We start from the raw sequence: 16,220 nt of genomic DNA, 5'->3' as shown, positions 1-16,220 counted from the left end.
CGGCGTGGTAGGAACGCAGGCCGCGCGCATGGCCGCGGGCCTTGGCGCGGAGGTCACGGTGATCGATCGCTCCATACCCCGGCTGCGCGAGCTTGATGATGTCTTTCTCGGACGGGTGCGCACCCGCTTTTCAACCATCGAGGCGGTCGAGGAGGAGGTGTTTGCCGCCGACGTCGTGATCGGTGCGGTGCTGGTGCCGGGCGCCAGCGCGCCAAAACTCGTCACGCGCGCGATGCTCAAATCGATGCGGCCGGGCGCGGTGCTGGTCGACGTTGCCATCGATCAGGGCGGCTGCTTCGAGACCTCGCATGCGACCACGCACACGGACCCGACCTACGAGGTCGACGGCATCGTGCACTATTGCGTCGCCAATATGCCGGGCGCGGTGCCTGTCACGTCGAGCCAGGCGCTGAACAACGCGACGCTGCCGTTCGGCCTGATGCTCGCGAACAAGGGTTTTGCGGCGGTGCTGGAAAATCCGCACCTGCGCAACGGCCTCAATGTCCACCGTGGCCGCATCACCAACAAGGCGGTGGCGGAAAGCCTCGGGCTGGAATTCGCGCCGGTGGAAAGCGGGCTGGCGGCCTGACCGGTCGCCAGTTCCGTCATTGCGAGCGTAGCGAAGCAATCCAGAGTATCTCCGCGGAAAGATTCTGGATTGCTTCGCTGCGCTCGCAATGACGATGTGGGGAGAGGGTGCAGCGTCATCGCGGCGCCATCAACTCTACGCCTTCGTCAGCCTGTACTGCCCCAGATCCGGGTCATGCGTCATGCGCCAGTAATCCACGAACCGCCAGGGCATCGCGGAAAACACGCGGCCGCTCGAGTTGCGATAGTAGGTCGTCATGCCCGGATGGGTCCAGATCATGCCCTCGTGCTCGGCGTCCACCTTCCGGATGTAGTCGTCATGCACGTCCTGGCGGACGTCGATGGCGGCGACGTCGTGCTCGATCATGTCGGCGAGACACGCCGAGATGTAGCGGCTCTGGCACTCCGACTGGAAGATGACGCTGCCGCCATGCGCCGGGCCCGAGTTCGGGCCGAGCATGCAGAAGAAGTTAGGGAAATCAGGCACGGTGAGGCCGAGGAACGCGGTCGGGTTGTCGTTGCCCCAGGCTTCGCGCAAATTCCTGCCGTTGCGGCCGCTGATGTTGAGGCGCGCCGCCATCTCCGTGACCTTGAAGCCGGTCGCAACGACGATGATGTCGGCGGAGCGGTGCTTGCCGTCTGCGGTGACGATGCCGCTCTGGTCGAAACGGTCGATTGCGTCGGTGACGAGCTCGACGTTGTCCCGCCTCAAGGTCCTGAACCAGTTGTTGTCGAGCAGGATGCGCTTGCCGTAAGGCGGATAGGTCGGCACGCATTTTTCGATCAAGTCCGGCCGGTCCTTCAGCTCGGTGAGGATGAAGTCGGTCAGCTCCTGCCGGTGCCGGTCGTTGCCCTTGTTGACGGCGCGCTCCGGATGCGGCCAGGCCGGGTCCTTGCGCAGGAACGGCAGGAGGCCGTCGCCGTAGCGCCAGAACATGTTGAAGCGATACCACTGCACATAGAACGGCAGATGCGCGAGCAGCCAGCGCGCGCCCTCGCTGATCGGGTCGGAATAGCCCTTCACGGGCCGCGCCCATTGCGCGCTGCGCTGATAGACGGTGACCGAGGCGACGCGGCCGGCAATCGCCGGCACCAGCTGCATCGACGTCGCGCCGGTGCCGATCACGGCGACATGCTTGCCGTCGAGATCGATATCGCCCGACCATAGCGCCGAATGCAGGATCGTGCCCTTGAAGTCCTCTTCGCCCCTGAAGTGCGCGCGGGAGGGATCGTTGAGCTGGCCGATGGCCGAGACCAGCGCGGTGGATTCGAACGTCTCTTCGCCGTTCCCAGTCTTCAGCGTCGAGATCCAGCGCTTCTTGCCTTCGTCCCAGCGCGACGAGGTCAGCTCGGTGTTGACGCGCAGATGCTTGCGGATGCCGTATTCATCGGCGACCTTCAGGAGATAGCCGAGCAGCTCCTCGCGCGGGCAGAAATAGCGCGTCCATGCGTTGCGCGGGCCGAACGAATACGAATAGGAGTGGTTCGGCGTATCGACGCCGCAGCCGGGATAGCGGTTGATCCACCAGGTGCCACCGAGCTCGTCATTCTTCTCGACGATGGTGTAGGGGATGCCGAGATGGCCGAGCGCCACGCCGAGCGCGATGGCGCAGACGCCGGCGCCGACGATCAGAACGTGCTGTTCCGCGAGCTTGTCGTCGGAGGGACGCACCGTCCACCGCGTCTCGCGCGGCACAAAGCCCATCTCCTCGCGCATCAGGGGCGCATATTCCGGCGCGACATGCTCGCCGAGGCAGGCGCGCATCATCTTCAGGAGCAGCTCTTCGCCGGGGTCGGTGATAACCGGCTGCGACGAGCCATTGGCGAAGAGATCGACCACCGCCGCGCGAATTTCGTCCTGGATCTCCTTCGGCACGCCGGCTTCGGGATCGGGAATGAGGCGGATGTCGCGCTTGGGCAGGTACGGCGGCTCGAGCCAGCGCGCATCGCCCGTCATGTGCACCAGCACCATCAGGAGGCAGCGGATGTCGCCTTCGGCGATCGCGGAGGCGATATCGAGCGGCTGGTGGGGAGATGCGATGTTCATGGTGTTTCCTGATCTCCGGATACAGCTTGGGACGGGCGGAGATCGCCGAATGGGACGCGCATTCTGCACGGGACTGGCGAACCACGCCACGGTCGTCGGCAAGGGCCAGACGTTCTATGCCGCCGGAATCGACGAGGTGAGGGCCAATGCCGCAATCCGGTGGGCGCCGGTGTCCAAATAGGCAGGAAGAAGAAAACTGTTGTCCCGGGGGCGTCCGACGGAAGGAGTTTCCCCGTCGAGGCGCAAAAACGCCAATCGCTTCCATTGCCGTTTGGGGCCGAAACGACGACATTCCGTTCAGAATTTGATGGATTGGCGCAAGCTATGGAACGCACTGGATTTGAACCCTTCGGCGAGCAGCTGGTGTCCGCAACCGACACCCAGCCGAAGTCGCGCGCCTCGAAGCTGCTGTTGCGGGCCGGAACCACGCTGTTCTGGTCGCTGGTCGCGGGCATCGTGCTTGCGCGCGCGGCCTTCTTCGAGCCGGGCATCTATGACGGCTTCAGCCGTGTCGCCTCGCTGGCCAAGAACCTGATCTTCTGAGCCGGTTTATTCCGGGTCGAGGACAGAACTTCCCTCGGCCCTGATATGTCGAAAACTTATTTCCCAATTGGATCGTGCTGCGTATAAATCTTTCTCCTCTGGGAGAGATTTGTGTCGCAGAATCAAGCATCCAGCCCGGTCGATGCCAAGCCGGCCACCGCCATGAGCCGCATTGCGGCGCTGATTCCGGGCATCCTCCTCTGCATCGCCGTTGCCGGCGTCTCGGCTCTGCTCGAGCGGGCGGAACTGGGCGTGTTCGAGCATCCCTATGTCGAGGCGCTGGTAATGGCGATCCTGCTCGGCATGGCCCTGCGCAGCTTCTGGAAGCCCGCGCCACGCTGGCAGGCCGGCATCGCCTTCAGCGCAAAACAGCTGCTTGAAGTCGCGGTGATGCTGCTGGGAGCCTCGATCAGCTTCGCGGCCATCGCTGCCTCGGGCATCGCGCTGCTCGCATCGATCGCCGCGGTCGTCGTGATCGCGCTCTGCGTCTCCTTCGGTCTCAGCCGGCTGCTTGGCCTGTCGACGCGGCTGTCGATCCTGATCGCCTGCGGCAACTCGATCTGCGGCAATTCGGCGATCGCGGCCGTGGCGCCGATCATCGGCGCCAACAACGACGAGATCGCATCCTCGATCTCCTTCACGGCGATCCTCGGCGTCATGATGGTGCTGGGCCTGCCGCTGTTGATTCCGCTGCTGCAACTCTCCGCAACGCAATACGGCATCCTCGCCGGCCTCACCGTCTATGCGGTGCCGCAGGTGCTCGCGGCAACGGTGCCGGCCGGCCTCGTCTCGACGCAGATCGGCACGCTGGTGAAATTGATGCGCGTGCTGATGCTCGGCCCCGTCGTCGTCGGCCTGTCCCTCGTTGCCTCGCGCTGGCAGAGCGACGCCAAGAAGACCAATGTCGGCTTCTTCCGCCTGGTCCCGTGGTTCATCCTCGGCTTCCTCGCGCTGGCGACGCTGCGCTCGCTGGAGATCGTCCCTAGCACGGTGGTCGGACCGGTGACCAAGATCACCAGCTTCCTCACGGTCGTCTCGATGGCCGCACTTGGCCTCGGCGTCGACGTCCGCGTGCTCGCCAATGTTGGCGGCAGGGTGACAGCCGCGGTGACGCTGTCGCTGATGCTGCTGCTCGGCATCAGCATCGCATTGGTGCACTGGTTCAAGTAGAACAATCTGGCCGCAAGCGTGCTGCACCCTCTCCCCTTGCGGGAGAGGGTGGATTCGCGAAGCGAAGCCGGGTGAGGGGTTCTATCCGCGCGTGAATCTGTTGCAGTGAACGCTCGGAGACATACCCCTCATCCGGCGCTTCGCGCCACCTTCTCCCGCAAGGGGAGAAGGGAAGGGAGAGCGCTAGCTGCGCCTAAATCACATCCGCCAGCGAATGCCCGTGCAGCTCGATGTTCAGCCCCTGCATGCCCATGTCGGTGATCTCGCCGCCCATCGCCTTCAGGCTCTCCTCGCGGATCAGCGACATCAGCCCGCGCCGCAGCGCCAGAAATTCCGACGACATCATCATCGCTTGCTGCCGCGGCCGCTCCAGCGGGATCGGAATCTCCGCCTTGATCGAGCCGGGGCGCGCGGTCATGCAGTAGACGCGGTCGGACAGGAAGATGGCCTCGTCGATGTCGTGGGTGACGAACAGCACCGAGATCTTCAGCCGCTGCCACATGTTGGTGAGGATCTGCTGCATGATGACGCGGGTCTGCGCGTCGAGAGCGCCGAACGGCTCGTCCAGCAGCAGCACCTTCGGCCCCGTCGCGAGCGCGCGGACGATGCCGACGCGCTGCTTCATGCCGCCGGAGAGCTTTTCCGGATAATGCTTCTCGAAGGCCTCTAACCCGGCAAGCCCGAGCAGCGTGCGCGCGGCGCGCTCGCGCTGGGAGCGCGGCATGCCGCGCATCTTCAGGCCGAACTCGACATTCTCCCGCACCGTCTTCCAGGGAAACAGCGAATATTGCTGGAACACCATGCCGCGTTCGGCGCTGGGACCGTTGACGCGTTCGCCGTCGACGGTGACGATGCCGGTGGTGGGCTTGAGGAATCCCGCGACCGCGTTGAGCAGCGTGGACTTTCCGCAGCCGGAGGGACCGACGATCGAGACGAACTCGCCGGGCTTCACATGGATCTGCGTGTCGGTGACGGCCTGGACCGGTCCCTCGATGCTGTCATAGCTGAGGGAAAAATTCCTGACCTCGATATGGCCCTTCGACGGGTTCGCGAGCATCTCGCTCATGTCGACCTCCACGGCATCACCAATTGTCCTGCGCCGCGGATCAACAGGCTCGATCCAAGGCCAAGCACGCCGATCGCGATCATGCCGAGCGCGATGTCCGCATACTGGACCAGCGAATAGGCCTCCCAGGTGAAATAGCCGATGCCGTACTGGCCCGAGATCATCTCGGCGGCAATCAGCGACACCCAGGCGACGCCCATGCCGACGGTGAGGCCGGTGAAGATATGCGGCAGCGAGGCCGGAAAATACACCTCGCGGAAGATCGAGCGTTCGCGCGCGCCGAGACACTGCGCGGCGCGCACCAGCACCGGATCGACCAGCGACATGCCGTGCAGCGTGTTGACCAGGATCGGGAAGAACGAGCCGAGGAAGGTGATGAAGACGATGCTCTGCTCGTTGGTCGGCCACAGCATGATCGCCATCGGCACCCAGGCGATCGCCGGGATCGGCCGCAGCACCTCCGCGACGGGGAAGATGATTTCGTGCACCAGCTTGAAGCGGCCCATGATCAGGCCGAGCGGCACGCCGACGATGGCCGCTAGCGAGAAGCCGATGAAGATGCGCCGGCAGCTCAAGAGGATGTGCATCAGGAATTTCGGATCGTGGATCGCCTTGGTGAAGCTGGCATAGACCGCGAGCGGCGAGGGCACGTTGGTGAAGCGCACGAAGAACACGACCCGGTAGGTCGTGAGCAGGTGCCAGACCAGCAGGAACGCGATCAGCGAGGCGATGCCGATCGCGGTGGCGCGCAGCCGGCCCTGGTTCAGCCGGTACCAGCGCAGCGCGAGCGTGCCGAAGGAGGGCGGTGTCTTGGGCGGTGTCTTGGACGGAGCGGCGGGCGCCGGGCCCGCCTCTGCGATTGCTGTTGCCGGCATGCTGTCCTCGGAATGTCTGAGGAGGGCGGGACTGCTCACGTCTTGCCTCCGCTCACCGCCGCCTTCACCGCGTCGTCGAAGCCGAGCACCTTTCCGCTGGTCTTGGCGGCATGGGCTTCGGCATCCTTCTTCAGCAGGAACGGCGCGACCTCGTCATTGCCGACCGCGAAGAAGGCCTGGTCGGCGAACAGCTTGATGCCGCGGCTGGTGTCGAAGACATAGGCGACGTTGATCTTCTTGCCCTTGGCCTTGAAGTCGGCATAGGCGCCTAACGTGCAGGCGGCGGACGCGAACGGCAGGATGCCGGCCTCATCCACCCAGATCTCACCGGCCTTGCGCGGATCGGTGATCGTCTTCTTGCAGAAAGCGTCCTCGCCGGAAATCTCGTAATTCTTCGTGCTTCCAAGCTGCGCGTCATAGTCGAGCTTCATCTCGGCATAGGCCTTGCGGATGTAGCTGTCGTCGACCCACTTCTTCGGATCGAACTCCTTCATGCGGCCGAGATTCTGGAGCACCTTGACGTCGGTCGTCGCGGCATCGATCAGTGCCGGCTTGACCGTGGGGTCAGTGGTCATGTTGCCGCTGGGGCCCAAGAAGATGTAGACGACCTCCTTGTTGATGCCGGTCCATTCCTGGACCTTCTCGGCCGCGAGCTTGGGATCGTCGCGCAGCCACTGGTTGGCGGCGATCAGCGCCTTGAAGTAGGCGACGACGACTTCAGGGTATTTCTCGGCGAAGTCGGTGCGGACCACGATGCCGTGGAAGGTCGGCAGATTGGTCTCGACGCCGTCGAAGATCTTTCGCGCGAAGCCGCGGAACGGCAAGAGCTCGGCAAAGGGGACGAAGTCGGCATGCGCGTCGATCTTCTTCTCCTGGAGATTGGTCGAGCCGACCTCGGGGCTCTGGCTGACGAGCTGGAAGAAGTCCGACGCGTAGCCGCGGTCCTGCATCGCCTTGAGCACCATGCCGTGCGCGGCGGAGCCGAACGGCACGCTGACCAGCTTGCCCTTGAGATCGGCAAGGTCGTAGTAGGGCGAGTCCTTGTGGACGACGAGGCCGTTGCCGGAGCCGGACAGGCTGTAGGCGGCAACACCGACCAGGCGGCTCTTGCTCTCCGGATTGCTCTCGAAGGTGAAGCCGTTCACGATCAGCGGATAGTCGCCCATCATGCCGATCTGAAGCTTGTTCGCCATCATCGCATTGGTGACGGGCGGGCCGGAGGTGAAGTTCTGCCACTCCAGTTCGAACTTGATGTTGGCGTATTTGCCGTCCTTCGGTAGGTATTTTTCGAGGAGATGAAGCTGGCGGATGACGACGCCGGCGGTCACCGTGTTGGTCGTGGTGTCCTGCGTTCCGATGCCGAGCGTTACGGTTTCCGCCGAAGCCGGCTGCGCGAGGATCAGCGCCAGCGACGTCACCGACATCGCGATCGAGAGTGTGGGAAGATGGCGGACCATTCTCATCCTCATTCGGTTGGATGTGCTGTGGTTGCCATGATTGGGTGAGGGCACGGGCAGGGCAAATCCGGAATGACCGCCGCAGTCGATTAGTTGCCGGGAAAAGCTGATTGCATACTCCTTGGGCAGTCCTGCACTATAAAGCCGCTTGCCTGTGCAGCGGCCCTGGCGCGGGCTCCCTTAATCGGACGCCTGGCCGCGCATCTCTTCCAGGACGTCGGTGCGGCACACCACGATCTGCGAGCGTTTGGTCACGACGATTCCCTTCTCCTGCATGCGCTTGAGGCTGATCGTGACCCATTGCCGGGTCGCGCCGACCATGTGGGCGATGTCGGCATGAGTGAAGGCCGCCGCAATCACGGTGCCGTCGGCGTCCGCGACGCCGTAGAGCTCGACGAGATGCAGCAGGAGATGCGCAAGGCGCTGCGTGATGGAACGCGTTCCCAGCATCTGCGCCAGCGCCGAATAGCATTTGCCCTTGAAGGTGAGGCCTTCGATCAGGCCGATCGCGAGGTTCGGGATCTCCAAGGCAAGGGACCGCAGTTCCTTTCCGGGCAGGTGCACCACGCTGCAATTGCTGGATGCGACGCCGGACCATTGATGCACGGTGCCTTCGAATACTTCCGGCCCGCCGACGAAATTGCCGACATGCCAATAGGCCAGCGTGATCTCGCGCCCGAGCGGGGACGTGTAGAACACGCGAATGCGGCCGCTCTCGATCAGCCAGATGCCGTCATGCTTGCCGCCCTGGCTGAACAGCGTCTGGCCGCGGTTGAGCACTTTTCGCCGGCCCTGCTTCAGCACCAGCTCCCGCTCGCGCGGTGAGAGCTTGTCCATCAGCGGCGGCGGCCCGCCGATCCATTGCTGGTTCTCGGTGAGCAGCAGCGAGGAGCTTCCGGCAGGCCGGACTGCTGGGGGAACAGCCCCGCGAACCACATTGGCCGCCTGCAACATCTCTGCCTCCGGAACGTTCAAGTCGTTCTAAAGAGGAGCAATGTCCGTGCCAGATTTACTCCACTGTCATCGCCCGGCTTGACCGGGCGATCCAGTATTCCAGAGACGTCAATGGGTTATCGAGAGGCCGCGGGGTACTGGATTCCCCGCCTTCGCGGGGAATGACAGCGGTGGCCGTTGCTTGGCTGAAGCGTCTCTCCAGCGTCGTCCTGGCTTTCACCAGGACGACATCGAATGTTGGGTCAGCGTCCCGCCAAACTCAACAAATACGGCTTCGGGTAAATCCCCCGGTTATGTCCATCCGAAAACGAGATGTTCAGCCCGTAGCCGAGATCGCCGATATCGATGATGGCGATGCCCGGAAACGCGTCAGGGAAGCGGCCGTCGAAGCGGGCGCGGATGCAGTGGGCGCATTTGCAGGAGAGGCGAAGCTGCTCGGCCGGCAGGCTCAACGCGTCGTCCTGCGTGGTGCGGACGAGGAGCGCGGCAAGATCGGCGCTGGCCTCATAGTTGGCTACGGTCGGTGCCACCACAGTCATGGTCATGACGAACCTCCGGATCCTCTCTACGTCGTCGTGACGCCGCTGCGATAGCAACTAATTGCCAGCGCGAGCGCGCCCGCCTGACCTTCGCTGCCTCCTCTTCAGTCACCGCCCGCGAAATGTGAAACTAATCGACCGGGAATTTCACTTACGAATTGCCGGACTCTGCTCTCTCCGAAACCTTGTGCCATCGATGGCCAAGGAGAGACCATGAGCGCATTTCAGAAGGAAACGGTTCTGTCGGTCAGGCACTGGACCGACAGCCTGTTCAGCTTCACCGCGACGCGCGATCCCGGCTTCCGCTTCCAGAATGGCCAGTTCGCGATGATCGGGCTCGAGGTCGAAGGCAAGCCGTTGATGCGGGCCTACAGCATGGCCAGCGCCAATCACGAGGAGGCGCTCGAGTTCTTCTCGATCAAGGTGCAGGACGGGCCGCTGACCTCGCGCCTCCAGAAGATCAGGGAAGGCGATATCATCCTGGTCGGCCGCAAGGCCACGGGCACGCTGATCACCGGCAACCTTATTCCCGGCAAGCGCCTCTTGCTGCTCTCGACCGGCACGGGACTCGCGCCGTTCGCCAGCCTGATCAAGGATCCCGATGTCTACGAGAATTACGAGACCATCGTGCTCGCCCATGGCTGCCGTCAGGTCTCCGAGCTCGCCTATGGCGAGCACCTCGTCGAAGGCCTGCGCAACCACGAATTCTTCGGTCCCTTGATCCGCGACAAGCTGGTCTACTACCCGACCGTGACCCGCGAGCCGTTCCGGAACCGCGGCCGCATCACCGATCTGCTCGCCTCGAACCAGCTGTTCGACGATATCGGGCTATCCGGCCTCGATATCGAGACCGACCGCATCATGCTGTGCGGCAGCCCGGCGATGCTGGAGGAACTCCCTCCGATGTTTTCGGCGCGCGGCTTTGTCGAGGGCAATCACAGCCAGCCCGGCCATTTCGTGATCGAAAAGGCTTTTGTCGAGCGCTGAGGCCAAATCGCATCCCGGCGACAACTAATTGCTATCGCCGGACAGCCCCCTGAACAAATCTGATGCAAAGCCGCCGGCTATCGGCGAACCAGGAGCAAGCGATGGCACTAGATGAGATCGTCGACGGACTTTCGGAGGTTTCCTGCGATGTGCTGGTCATCGGCGGCGGCACGGCCGGCCCGATGGCGGCGCTGAAGGCGAAGCTGAAGAACCCGAAGGCCAATGTCGTCTTGCTCGAGAAGGCCAACGTCAAGCGCTCCGGCGCGATCTCGATGGGCATGGACGGGCTCAACAACGCCGTCATCCCCGGTTACGCGACGCCCGAGCAGTACACCAAGGAAATCACCATCGCCAATGACGGCATCGTCGACCAGAAGGCGGTCTATAAGTACGCCCAGAACTGCTACAAGATCATCGAAGAGCTCGACAGTTTCGGCATCCGCTTCCTGAAGAACGAGAACGGCGACTACGCCGTCAAGAAGGTGCATCACATCGGCACCTATGTGCTGCCGATGCCGAACGGCGAGACCGTGAAGAAGGCGCTGTACCGTCAGCTCCGCCGCGCCCGCATCCTGATCTCCAACCGTTACATGGCGACGCGGCTGCTCAAATCGTCTGACGGCCGTATTGCCGGTGCGATCAGCGTCAATACCCGCACCGCCGAAATGCTGGTGATCAAGGCCAAGGCGGTGATCCTGTGCATGGGCGCCGCCGGCCGCCTCGGCCTGCCGACCTCCGGCTACATGTTCGGCACCTACGAGAATGCCGCCAATTCCGGCGACGGCTACTCCATGGCCTATCACGCCGGCGCGGCGCTCGCGAACCTCGAATGCTACCAGATCAATCCGCTGATCAAGGACTATAACGGCCCGGCCTGCGCCTACGTCGCCGGTCCCTTCGGCGCCTTCACCGCCAATAACGAGGGATCGCGCTTCATCGAATGCGACTACTGGTCCGGCCAGATGATGCTGGAGTTCTACAACGAGCTTCTGTCCGGCAAGGGTCCGGTGTTCCTCCAGCTCAAGCATCTTCACCCCGACACCATCTCGGAGATCGAATCCACGCTGCACAAGGTCGAGCGTCCCACGCGCGGCCTGTTCCAGCAGGGGCGCGGCGTCGACTACCGCAGCGAATCAATCGAGATGCACATCTCCGAGATCGGTTTCTGCTCCGGCCACAGCGCCTCCGGCGTGTTCGTCGACGACAATGCCCGCACCACCGTGCCCGGCCTCTACGCCGCTGGCGACATGGCGAGCGTGCCGCATAATTACATGCTCGGCGCCTTCACCAACGGCTCGGTCGCCGGCATCGACGCGATGGAGTTCGCCGACAGCCACGACTTTGCGGAATTCGACGCTGCCGATGTCGCGCTGGAGCGCGACCGCGTGATGGCGCCGACTAAGCGCGAGGACGGCATTCCGCCGAACCAAGTCGAGTACAAGACCCGTCGTCTCGTCAACGACTATCTCCAGCCGCCGAAGGTCACGCGCAAATACGAGCTCGGCATGCGCCGCCTCGCCGAGGCGCGGGAGGACATGCAGGAGCGCATGATCGCCCGCAACGCGCACGAGCTGCTGCGCGCCCTCGAAGTGCAGTCGATCATGGACTGCGCCGACATGGCGGTGCATGCCTCGCTCTACCGCGAGGAGAGCCGCTGGGGCCTCTACCACTGGCGCACGGATTTCCCGGAGAAGGACAACGAGAACTGGTTCTGCCACACGCTGCTGAGCAAGCGGGACGGCAAGATGACCAGCGAGAAGCGCGCCGTCGAACCGTACGTCGTGCCGATCGCCGACGACGAGAAGGACCTCTACGACAAGCAGCGCATCCGCGCCTCCGCCTGATCCACCAGAACATAGCAACAGGAGACATCCAATGCCTCTCGCTTCCTATCAGACATCGGTTCCGGTGGTCGTCGACGACGCCAAGTGCATTGCGGACAAGGGCTGCACCGTCTGCGTCGACGTCTGCCCGCTCGACGTGCTGCGCATCAGCGAGATGACCAACAAGGCCTACATGGCCTATGACGAGTGCTGGTACTGCATGCCCTGCGAGGCCGATTGCCCGACCGGCGCCGTCACCGTCAACATTCCCTATCTGTTGAGGTGATCATGTCGAGCCCGTTCGAGTCCTACGACGACCTCGAAGACGCCGACGAGCGGCTTCAGGCCGCCGATCCCGCCGAGCGCCGTGTCGCCATCATCGCGCTCGGCCATTCCGGCGATCCCGCCGCCGTCGGCCATCTCGCCAACATGGTCGCAGATCCCGATGCCGGCGTGCGCCAGCAGGTGGCGATGGCGCTCGGCGAGTTCGACGGGCCGGAAGCGGCGAGCGCGCTCGTCAAGCTGCTGGTCGATCCTGAGAGAATCGTCGCATCGGCCGCCGCCGACAGCATGGCCGAGTTCAAGGATCCGGCCTGTGCCGACATCATCCTGCCGCTGGTCAAGCATGCCCACGCCTTCGTCCGCATGGGCGCGCTGCGCGCGCTGAAGGAGCTGCGCTGCAAGGACACGCTGAAGCCGGCGCTGGAAGCGCTCCAGGATTCGGATGCCGCCGTGCGCGTGCAGGCGATCGGCGTGATCGGATTTCTCAAGCTGGAGGAATCCATCCCCGCGCTGACCGCGCTGATCAACGATCCCGACGCCCATGTGCGGCGCGCCTCAGTCAGCGCGCTGGCGTTCTCGCAGTTGAAGCCCGCGGCGGAGACGATCACGCGCGCGCTGAAGGATGCGGACTGGATGGTGCGCGAGATGGCGGCGGAGACGCTGGGCCTCAACGTCAACGGTTCGCTCGCGGCCGACCAACTCATCGCCTGCCTTGCCGACGAATTCTGGCAGGTGCGGCTGAAGACGATCCGCAGCCTCGGCAGGATGAAGATCGATCGTGCGGTGCGCCCGATCGGCAATTGCATCAATCACGACCAGGCCAATTTGCGGAAGGAGGCGGCCGCCGCGCTCGGCGAGATCGCCCATCCCGACGGCGAGGCGTTCCTGGCCGTCATCGCCGACGATGCCGACCCTGATGTGCGCAAGAACGCGCGTTGGGCGCTTCAGCAGATCGCGGCCCGCAAGGCGCGGGCAGGCGCATAGAGGCGCGGGGCAGGGACATAGCGGCCCTTCGCTGCCGGTCTGGACTTCCCCTGCCAGACGTTTATTGGTCTTCGCCAATGGGATCGGCTGCCGTGAACGTGGCCGGTCCGAGAAACAGCGAGGACGCCGGCCATGACGACATTGACTGTCAAAGACCTTCTCCCCGAGGATGGCACGCGGGGAACGCTCGTCGGCCGCGTCTGGCTGCCGCAGGTCAATGGCCCCGCCGTTGTCGCCGTGCGCAGCGATGGCGTCTTCGACGTCACCGCGAGGTTTCCGACCATCAGCGCGCTCTGCGAGGAGGACAATCCCGCCAAGGCGCTTGCCGCGACCAAGGGCGAACGCATCGGCGATCTCGACGCCATCGTGGCCAATACGGCCCCCGATGGGCGCGACCCGAAAAAGCCGTGGCTGCTCGCGCCGGTCGATCTCCAGACCCTGAAGGCGGCCGGCGTCACCTTCGCCATCTCGATGCTGGAACGCGTGATCGAGGAGCGGGCCAAGGGCAATCCGGCCTCGGCCGAAGCGATCCGGAAAGAGGTGACGCGGCTGATCGGTGACGATCTGTCAAAGCTCAAGCCGGGCTCGGACCAGGCGATGCATCTGAAGCAGGTGCTGATCGACCAGAACGCCTGGAGCCAGTATCTCGAGGTCGGCATTGGCCCCGATGCCGAGGTCTTCACCAAGGCTCCGACCCTGTCCTCGGTCGGCACCGGCATGGACGCGGGCCTGCATCCGAAGTCGACCTGGAACAACCCCGAGCCGGAGCTCGTGCTGTTCGTTTCGAGCCGCGGCAAGATCGTTGGCGGTTCGCTCGGCAACGATGTCAATTTGCGCGACTTCGAGGGGCGTTCGGCGCTGCTGCTGTCGAAGGCCAAGGACAACAATGCGTCCTGCGCGATCGGCCCGCTGCTGCGCTTGTTCGACGAGAGCTTTTCGCTCGACGACGCGCGCAAGCTCGACATCAGCCTGAACGTGAAGGGGACGGACGGTTTCGTCCTCGACGGCCATTCCTCGATCAGCAAGATCAGCCGCGATCCGACCGACCTCGTCGAACAGACCATCGGCAAGGTCCATCAATACCCCGACGGCTTCGTGCTGTTCCTCGGCACCATGTTCGCGCCGGTCAAGGATCGCGATGCGCCGGGGCAGGGGTTCACCCACAAGCGCGACGACATCGTCACGATCGCCGCGCCCCAGCTCGGCAAGCTTGTCAACCGCATGCGCACAAGCGACGAGTGCGAGCCCTGGACCTTCGGCTTCAGTGCGCTGATGAAGAACCTCGCGCAGCGGAAGCTGATCTAGCTCGCTGCTCTTCGCCTCTCCCCGCTTGCGGGGAGACGCCGGAATTCGCGCGAAGCGCGGATTCCGGGTGAGGGGGACTCTCCACGAGTCGATTTGGTCGACAAACGCAAGGCTTTATCCACATCGTCATTGCGAGCGTAGCGAAGCAATCCAGAATCGGTCCGCGGAGGGACTCTGGATTGCTTCGCTGCGCTCGCAATGACGAGGAGGAGAGGTTGCGAGTCCGTCTTTCTCCGTGATCGTGGATAAAGGCCCTCACCCCAACCCTCTCCCGGTAAGAACGGGGAGAGGGAGCGCACCGTCGCTGTCGCAACACCCCCGCATCATTTCCTTCATCCCCTCGTTGCATCGCTAGAACAAAATCGCGCTGGGCGTGTCATAGAGCCACCCCATCCCGCCAAGGTGTGGTTTGCTCCAAATAGTCAAATAATATGACTAGTCGGAACCGATCTTCTGTGGAATAGTCCCCTCCGCCGCCCGCAAAGGGCGGTTTGCGGGTGCCATGCTACCAACTGGCGCCCGAGATAAACACAAGATCACTCTTGGGAGACACGCCTGATGACCCCTAAAGCCCTCTTTGCGGCCACCGCTACCGCCGCGTTGTTGCTCGCGCTGCCGGCGAAGGCCGCCGAGCTCACCATCGGCTTCTCGCAGATCGGATCGGAATCCGGCTGGCGCGCGGCAGAGACCTCGGTCTCCAAGCAGGAGGCCACCAAGCGCAAGGTCAATCTCAAGATCGCTGACGCGCAGCAGAAGCAGGAGAACCAGATCAAGGCGATCCGCTCCTTCATCGCGCAGAACGTCGATGCGATCTTCCTCGCGCCCGTCGTCTCGACCGGCTGGGACTCGGTGCTGAAGGAAGCCAAGGAGGCCAAGATCCCGGTCGTGCTGCTCGACCGCGACATCGATCCCTCCGGCAAGGAGCTCTATCTCACCGCCGTGACGTCAGACAGCGTGCACGAAGGCGAGGTCGCCGGCGACTGGCTGGCCAAGACCGTCGGCAACAAGGCCTGCAGCATCGTCGAATTGCAGGGTACGGTCGGTGCCAGCGTCGCCGCCAATCGCAAGAAGGGCTTTGACACCGCCATCGCCAAGCATGCGAACCTGAAGGTGGTGCGCAGCCAGACCGGTGACTTCACCCGCGCCAAGGGCAAGGAGGTGATGGAGAGCTTCATCAAGGCTGAAGGCGGCGGCAAGTCGATCTGCGCGGTCTATGCGCATAATGACGACATGATGGTCGGTGCGATCCAGGCGATGAAGGAAGCCGGCCTCAAGCCCGGCAAGGAGATCCTCACCGTCTCGATCGACGCGGTCCCCGATATCTTCAAGGCCATGGCCGCCGGCGAAGCCAATGCCACGGTCGAGCTGACGCCGAACATGGCGGGCCCCGCACTCGATGCCATCGCGGCCTTCAAGGACAAGGGTACCGTTCCGCCGAAGTGGATCCAGACCGAGTCCAAGCTCTATACAGCAGCCGACGATCCGCAGAAGATCTACGACAGCAAGAAGGGCCTCGGTTATTGAGGCGGGTGCCGCGCCGGGCCGCTCCCCGTGGTCCGGCGCCCCCCTTCGAAACCGCTGCGCGAACGAATAGGCTGGG

Annotated in this window: 16 protein-coding genes; 10 read left to right on the top strand and 6 right to left on the bottom strand. The window is 63.7% G+C overall.

The window, feature by feature from the left end:
• Nucleotides 1-589, top strand: a 589-nt coding sequence (locus XI08_RS15300; protein ID WP_442869822.1) for an alanine dehydrogenase, incomplete at its 5' end; no start/stop codon positions are given.
• Between the two features lie 135 nt (nt 590-724).
• On the opposite strand, the gene XI08_RS15295 is transcribed toward XI08_RS15300, so the two are convergent.
• Entirely contained in the window at nt 725-2,635 is a 1,911-nt protein-coding gene (locus XI08_RS15295; protein WP_271575014.1) for a flavin-containing monooxygenase, read from the bottom strand.
• Between the two features lie 49 nt (nt 2,636-2,684).
• Between XI08_RS15295 and XI08_RS15290 the strand changes: the two genes are divergently transcribed.
• The 3 genes from XI08_RS15290 (at nt 2,685) to XI08_RS15280 (ending at nt 4,348) form a co-directional block, all read left to right on the top strand.
• On the top strand, nt 2,685-2,816 hold the full coding sequence (locus XI08_RS15290; RefSeq protein WP_256374881.1) for a hypothetical protein: 132 nt from the start codon (nt 2,685-2,687) through the stop codon (nt 2,814-2,816).
• 143 nt (nt 2,817-2,959) lie between these two features.
• On the top strand, nt 2,960-3,178 hold the full coding sequence (locus XI08_RS15285) for a hypothetical protein (RefSeq protein ID WP_027546306.1): 219 nt from the start codon (nt 2,960-2,962) through the stop codon (nt 3,176-3,178).
• Nucleotides 3,179-3,289: 111 nt separating this feature from the next.
• Nucleotides 3,290-4,348 (top strand): YeiH family protein, encoded by a 1,059-nt coding sequence (locus XI08_RS15280; RefSeq protein WP_271575013.1) that lies wholly within the window; start codon nt 3,290-3,292, stop codon nt 4,346-4,348.
• Between the two features lie 193 nt (nt 4,349-4,541).
• Here XI08_RS15280 and XI08_RS15275 read toward each other — a convergent pair whose 3' ends face one another.
• The 5 genes from XI08_RS15275 to XI08_RS15255 form a co-directional block, all read right to left on the bottom strand.
• Complete coding sequence (locus XI08_RS15275; RefSeq protein WP_271575012.1) at nt 4,542-5,414, bottom strand: ABC transporter ATP-binding protein; 873 nt, start codon at nt 5,412-5,414, stop codon at nt 4,542-4,544.
• On the bottom strand, nt 5,411-6,328 hold the full coding sequence (locus XI08_RS15270) for an ABC transporter permease (protein ID WP_442869821.1): 918 nt from the start codon (nt 6,326-6,328) through the stop codon (nt 5,411-5,413). Before XI08_RS15270 ends, XI08_RS15275 begins: the two co-directional genes overlap by 4 nt.
• A complete protein-coding gene (locus XI08_RS15265; protein ID WP_271575010.1) occupies nt 6,325-7,746 on the bottom strand; it encodes an ABC transporter substrate-binding protein in 1,422 nt (473 codons plus the stop codon). The genes XI08_RS15270 and XI08_RS15265 overlap by 4 nt, the downstream gene beginning before the upstream one ends.
• A gap of 180 nt (nt 7,747-7,926) precedes the next feature.
• Nucleotides 7,927-8,700, bottom strand: a complete 774-nt coding sequence (locus tag XI08_RS15260; RefSeq protein WP_271575009.1) for a Crp/Fnr family transcriptional regulator — start codon at nt 8,698-8,700, stop codon at nt 7,927-7,929.
• Between the two features lie 242 nt (nt 8,701-8,942).
• Nucleotides 8,943-9,239 carry a gamma-butyrobetaine hydroxylase-like domain-containing protein gene (locus XI08_RS15255; RefSeq protein ID WP_271575017.1) on the bottom strand — a complete coding sequence of 99 codons (297 nt, stop codon included), beginning with the start codon at nt 9,237-9,239 and terminating at the stop codon, nt 8,943-8,945.
• Nucleotides 9,240-9,452: 213 nt separating this feature from the next.
• On the opposite strand from XI08_RS15255, the gene XI08_RS15250 reads away from it, so the two are divergent.
• The 6 genes from XI08_RS15250 (at nt 9,453) to ytfQ (ending at nt 16,144) form a co-directional block, all read left to right on the top strand.
• Nucleotides 9,453-10,226, top strand: a complete 774-nt coding sequence (locus tag XI08_RS15250; RefSeq protein WP_271575008.1) for a ferredoxin--NADP reductase — start codon at nt 9,453-9,455, stop codon at nt 10,224-10,226.
• Nucleotides 10,227-10,327: 101 nt separating this feature from the next.
• Nucleotides 10,328-12,070 (top strand): fumarate reductase/succinate dehydrogenase flavoprotein subunit, encoded by a 1,743-nt coding sequence (locus XI08_RS15245; RefSeq protein ID WP_271575007.1) that lies wholly within the window; start codon nt 10,328-10,330, stop codon nt 12,068-12,070.
• Between the two features lie 31 nt (nt 12,071-12,101).
• Nucleotides 12,102-12,335: a 4Fe-4S dicluster domain-containing protein gene (locus XI08_RS15240; protein WP_011085981.1), complete on the top strand. Its 234-nt coding sequence runs from the start codon at nt 12,102-12,104 to the stop codon at nt 12,333-12,335.
• Nucleotides 12,336-12,337: 2 nt separating this feature from the next.
• Nucleotides 12,338-13,315 (top strand): HEAT repeat domain-containing protein, encoded by a 978-nt coding sequence (locus tag XI08_RS15235; RefSeq protein WP_271575006.1) that lies wholly within the window; start codon nt 12,338-12,340, stop codon nt 13,313-13,315.
• 132 nt (nt 13,316-13,447) lie between these two features.
• Nucleotides 13,448-14,620 carry a fumarylacetoacetate hydrolase family protein gene (locus XI08_RS15230; protein ID WP_271575005.1) on the top strand — a complete coding sequence of 391 codons (1,173 nt, stop codon included), beginning with the start codon at nt 13,448-13,450 and terminating at the stop codon, nt 14,618-14,620.
• A 558-nt stretch (nt 14,621-15,178) separates the two neighbouring features.
• Nucleotides 15,179-16,144 carry a galactofuranose ABC transporter, galactofuranose-binding protein YtfQ gene (gene ytfQ / locus XI08_RS15225; RefSeq protein WP_271575004.1) on the top strand — a complete coding sequence of 322 codons (966 nt, stop codon included), beginning with the start codon at nt 15,179-15,181 and terminating at the stop codon, nt 16,142-16,144.
• Nucleotides 16,145-16,220 lie beyond the last annotated feature (76 nt).

Source organism: Bradyrhizobium sp. CCBAU 11361, assembly GCF_028128935.1.
GTDB classification, from domain to species: Bacteria; Pseudomonadota; Alphaproteobacteria; order Rhizobiales; family Xanthobacteraceae; genus Bradyrhizobium; species Bradyrhizobium niftali.
This window is presented reverse-complemented; position numbering and strand designations above follow the sequence as displayed.

Bases quoted from the DNA above. Each gene is read 5' to 3' on its own strand.
- XI08_RS15295 (WP_271575014.1), bottom strand. From the start codon at position 2,635: ATGAACATCGCATCTCCCCACCAGCCGCTCGATATCGCCTCCGCGATC.
- XI08_RS15290 (WP_256374881.1), top strand. From the start codon at position 2,685: ATGGGACGCGCATTCTGCACGGGACTGGCGAACCACGCCACGGTCGTC.
- XI08_RS15285 (WP_027546306.1), top strand. From the start codon at position 2,960: ATGGAACGCACTGGATTTGAACCCTTCGGCGAGCAGCTGGTGTCCGCA.
- XI08_RS15275 (WP_271575012.1), bottom strand. From the start codon at position 5,414: ATGAGCGAGATGCTCGCGAACCCGTCGAAGGGCCATATCGAGGTCAGG.
- XI08_RS15265 (WP_271575010.1), bottom strand. From the start codon at position 7,746: ATGGTCCGCCATCTTCCCACACTCTCGATCGCGATGTCGGTGACGTCG.
- XI08_RS15260 (WP_271575009.1), bottom strand. From the start codon at position 8,700: ATGTTGCAGGCGGCCAATGTGGTTCGCGGGGCTGTTCCCCCAGCAGTC.
- XI08_RS15255 (WP_271575017.1), bottom strand. From the start codon at position 9,239: ATGACTGTGGTGGCACCGACCGTAGCCAACTATGAGGCCAGCGCCGAT.
- XI08_RS15250 (WP_271575008.1), top strand. From the start codon at position 9,453: ATGAGCGCATTTCAGAAGGAAACGGTTCTGTCGGTCAGGCACTGGACC.
- XI08_RS15245 (WP_271575007.1), top strand. From the start codon at position 10,328: ATGGCACTAGATGAGATCGTCGACGGACTTTCGGAGGTTTCCTGCGAT.
- XI08_RS15240 (WP_011085981.1), top strand. From the start codon at position 12,102: ATGCCTCTCGCTTCCTATCAGACATCGGTTCCGGTGGTCGTCGACGAC.
- XI08_RS15235 (WP_271575006.1), top strand. From the start codon at position 12,338: ATGTCGAGCCCGTTCGAGTCCTACGACGACCTCGAAGACGCCGACGAG.
- XI08_RS15230 (WP_271575005.1), top strand. From the start codon at position 13,448: ATGACGACATTGACTGTCAAAGACCTTCTCCCCGAGGATGGCACGCGG.
- ytfQ (WP_271575004.1), top strand. From the start codon at position 15,179: ATGACCCCTAAAGCCCTCTTTGCGGCCACCGCTACCGCCGCGTTGTTG.